General features: G+C 55.3%; 2 protein-coding genes, 2 tRNA genes and 2 pseudogenes. 5 read left to right on the top strand and 1 reads right to left on the bottom strand.

Annotated features, from left to right (window positions below; translation table 11 throughout):
• The 5 genes and pseudogenes from ACTBDU_RS16075 to ACTBDU_RS16055 all read left to right on the top strand — a co-directional run.
• Positions 1–214, top strand: a pseudogene (locus ACTBDU_RS16075) (IS3 family transposase); the annotation flags it as partial.
• Between the two features lie 116 nt (positions 215–330).
• A complete protein-coding gene (alaS, locus tag ACTBDU_RS16070) occupies positions 331–2,958 on the top strand; it encodes an alanine--tRNA ligase (RefSeq protein ID WP_438807172.1) in 2,628 nt (875 codons plus the stop codon).
• A 254-nt stretch (positions 2,959–3,212) separates the two neighbouring features.
• On the top strand, positions 3,213–3,398 hold the full coding sequence (gene csrA, locus ACTBDU_RS16065) for a carbon storage regulator CsrA (RefSeq protein WP_011410512.1): 186 nt from the start codon (positions 3,213–3,215) through the stop codon (positions 3,396–3,398).
• A 264-nt stretch (positions 3,399–3,662) separates the two neighbouring features.
• A tRNA-Ser gene (locus ACTBDU_RS16060) sits at positions 3,663–3,752 on the top strand.
• An 11-nt stretch (positions 3,753–3,763) separates the two neighbouring features.
• Positions 3,764–3,837: transfer RNA gene (locus ACTBDU_RS16055), tRNA-Arg, on the top strand.
• 63 nt (positions 3,838–3,900) lie between these two features.
• On the opposite strand, the pseudogene ACTBDU_RS16050 reads toward ACTBDU_RS16055, so the two are convergent.
• Positions 3,901–4,114, bottom strand: a pseudogene (locus tag ACTBDU_RS16050) (integrase core domain-containing protein); the annotation flags it as partial.

Raw genomic sequence — 4,114 nt, 5'->3', positions numbered from 1 at the left:
CAGCCCGATGGAGCGGTTCTTCCGCACCCTGAAGACAGAATGGGTGCCGACAAAGGGTTACAACAGCTTCAGCGAAGCCCAGGGCGCGATTATCCGCTAGATTACGGGGTATTACGGCGCTATCCGGCCTCACTGGTGTAACGGCGGCTTGACTCCAAACGAATCTGAGCGACTGTTCTACATACAGTCTAATGTGGTGGCCAGTTTTAGTTGACCACTACAAAAATTTATCTTATTCCCACTTTTTACGATCCTGAACGCTACTAGAGCGCCTTACAACTGCGCTATTCTGTTCGAGATTCGATATTTTTGCGTGATTCCGGGACAACTATGAGCAAGAGCACCGCTGAGATCCGTCAGGCGTTTCTCGATTTTTTCCATAGCAAGGGACATCAGGTGGTGGCGAGCAGCTCACTGGTGCCTGACAACGATCCAACATTGCTGTTCACCAACGCCGGCATGAACCAGTTCAAGGATGTGTTCCTGGGCCTGGATAACCGTTCCTATCGGCGCGCCACCACGTCACAACACTGTGTGCGTGCGGGCGGCAAACACAACGATTTGGAAAACGTCGGCTACACGGCGCGCCACCACACCTTTTTTGAAATGCTGGGAAATTTCAGCTTCGGCGACTATTTCAAACATGACGCCATCCGGTTCGCCTGGGAATTGTTGACCGGGGAACAGTGGTTCAAACTCCCCAAAGAAAAGCTTTGGGTCACAGTGTATGCCACTGATGATGAAGCCTACAACATCTGGGCCAGTGAAGTGGGGGTCCCCGCCGAGCGCATTATCCGCATCGGCGATAATAAAGACAGCGCCTATGCTTCCGATAATTTCTGGCAAATGGGCGATACCGGCCCCTGCGGCCCATGCTCGGAGATCTTCTACGATCACGGCGAGCATATTTGGGGCGGTCCGCCGGGAAGCCCGGAGGAAGATGGCGATCGCTACATCGAGATCTGGAACTTGGTGTTTATGCAGTTTAACCGCCAGGCCAACGGTACGCTGCTGCCGCTGCCGAAACCCTCAGTGGATACCGGCATGGGGCTGGAGCGTATTGCGGCGGTATTGCAACATGTCAACTCAAACTATGATATCGACCTGTTCAAGACGCTTATCGCAGCCGCGGCAGAAGCAACGGGCGCCAGCAATCCCGACAGCAAATCGCTGCGGGTTATCGCTGATCATATACGCTCGTGTGTTTTCCTGGTCAGCGATGGTGTCGTGCCATCCAACGAGGGCAGGGGATATGTCCTGCGGCGCATCATCCGCCGGGCGATTCGTCATGGCAGTATGCTGGGCGCCTGCGACACCTTCTTCTACAAGCTGGTCGCGCCGCTTATCGACGTGATGGGCAGCGCCGCCAGCCAGCTGCAGCCGCAACAGGCGATGGTAGAACAGGTGCTGCGCGCCGAAGAAGAGCAGTTCGCCCGCACGTTGGAACGCGGTCTAGCGCTGCTGGACGATGAGCTGGCCAAACTGACCGGCGATACGCTCGACGGCGAAACCGCCTTCCGTCTTTACGATACTTGCGGTTTCCCGCTGGATTTGACCGTCGACGTCTGTCGCGAACGCAACCTACGCGTCGATGAGGCGAGTTTTGAGCGCGCCATGGAGGCGCAGCGCAAACGCGCCCGTGAGTCGAGCGGTTTTGGCGCTGACTATAATAGTTTACTGCGCGTGGATGAAACCACCCGCTTCTTCGGTTATGAACACCTTGAGCATCAGGGATGGGTGACCGCGCTGTTCCGCGATGGCCAGCCGGTGGACGTCATCCGCCAGGGGGAAGAGGCGGTGGTCGTGCTCGATGAGACGCCGTTTTATGGTGAATCGGGCGGTCAGGTGGGCGATCGGGGTGTATTGAAAGCGGCCTCGGGAGTGTTCGAGGTGGCGGATACGCAGAAATACGGCAAGGCCTTCGGGCATCAGGGCAAGCTTAGCTACGGTGAACTGAAACTGGGTGCGCAGCTCACCGCACAGGTGGATAGCGCACGCCGCGAGCGCATTTGCCTGAACCATTCCGCCACCCATTTGCTGCATGCGGCCTTGCGTCAGGTGCTCGGCGATCACGTCGGGCAGAAAGGATCGCTGGTAAACGACCACTACCTGCGTTTCGATTTCTCCCATAATGAAGCCATGAAACCCGAACAGATCCGTCGGGTAGAAGAGATTGTCAATGAGCAGATCCGTCGCAATCTGCCCATTCAAACCGGCATCATGGCGCTGGAAGACGCCCGTAACAAAGGGGCTATGGCGCTGTTCGGCGAGAAATACGAGGCGCAGGTCAGGGTGTTGAGCATGGGGAATTTCTCCACCGAATTATGCGGCGGGACCCACGCCAGCCGTACCGGCGATATCGGTCTGTTCCGCATCATTGCTGAATCCAGCACCGCCGCCGGTATCCGCCGCATCGAAGCGGTTACCGGTGAAGAGGCGCTGGCGTCACTACATCAGCAAAGCGATTTGGTGCAGCACATAGCCCAGTTGGTGAAAGGCGATAGCCAAACGCTGGTGGGCAAGGTGCGGGCGCTGCAGGAGCATTCCCGACAGCTGGAAAAAGACCTTCAGCAGTTGAAGAACCAACAGGCGGCGCAGGAAAGCGCCTCGCTTGGCCGCAACGTGCGCGACATCAACGGCGTCAAGGTTCTGGTGAGCCAGCTAAACAGCGTCGAACCGAAAATGCTACGCACCATGGTGGACGATCTGAAGAACCAGTTGGGGTCAGCGGTTATCATTCTTGCCACGGTGGCGGAGGGGAAGGTCAGCCTGATAGCCGGCGTGACCAAAGATTTGACCGATCGGGTCAAAGCGGGTGACATCGTCGGTCATCTCGCACAGCAGGTAGGGGGGAAAGGCGGTGGACGCCCCGATCTGGCGCAGGCGGGTGGCAGCGATATCTCCGCTTTGCCGGCCGCGCTGGCAGGTGTAGATGCGATGCTGGCCGCAAAACTCTGAGTAGAATAAGAATGCGTTATAATAAACACCCTAACTTTCTGTTAAGTTAGGGTGTTTCAATACATACTCTTCCGGGAAACAAAAGTTAGGCGCGAAGCTGGTCATATCGACTAGACTTATACCAGATATGGAAAGCACTCGACCGGCCGGCGTATGTCGCATGCATGCTGCACGGCTTACGCTTTCACGGTATATGATGGATAATGGCGGGAAACTGAGAGACCCGACTCTTTTAATCTTTCAAGGAGCAAAGAATGCTTATTCTGACTCGTCGAGTTGGTGAAACCCTCATGATTGGCGATGAGGTTACGGTTACTGTTTTAGGCGTCAAAGGCAACCAAGTCCGTATCGGTGTTAATGCTCCTAAAGAAGTTTCTGTGCACCGCGAAGAAATATACCAGCGTATCCAGGCTGAGAAGTCACAACAGACTCCTTACTGATCCTTTTTCAGCGCCTTGCCCCAGGCGAGGCGCAGTCCCTTGGATAATCTTATTATCAGCGCCTTCCTATTCCTGATTTTGTTTCCTTCCCTTTCCCAAATCTTGAAGAGACGGGTAATTTACCGCTATTTAGCTGCCTATCTGCGCAAGTTGCATGGGAATTGCGCAATCGCTTCCCGAGGGGCAAAAAAGGGTTTGACTTATCAAGCCCAGAAAGTAATATGTGCGCCACGCAGTGCCGATGAGCTTCAACAACGGCGCGTAGGTGAGGTGGCCGAGAGGCCGAAGGCGCTCCCCTGCTAAGGGAGTATACGGTCAAAAGCTGTATCGAGGGTTCGAATCCCTCCCTCACCGTCATTTACACTGTATCCGTAGCTCAGCTGGATAGAGTACTCGGCTACGAACCGAGCGGTCGGAGGTTCGAATCCTCCCGGATGCACTATTAACTGACTTGGTGGCAGAGTCAGCGGTCTGGCGGCGATAACCTGCCGGACTGTAGTAATCAACTAATACTGGCCACCACATTAGACTGTATGTAGAACAGTCGCTCAGATTCGTTTGGAGTCAAGCCGCCGTTACACCAGTGAGGCCGGATAGCGCCGTAATACCCCGTAATCTAGCGAATAATCGCGCCCTGGGCTTCGTTGAAGCTGTTGTAACCCTTTGTCGGCACCCATTCTGTCTTCAGGGTGCGGAAAAACCGCTCCATCGAGCTC

The sequence above is a fragment of the Sodalis sp. (in: enterobacteria) genome (assembly GCF_051710625.1).
Lineage (GTDB): Bacteria > Pseudomonadota > Gammaproteobacteria > Enterobacterales > Enterobacteriaceae > JBPESN01.
Note: the sequence above shows the minus strand (reverse complement) of the source record. Positions and strands in the feature narration are given on the sequence as shown.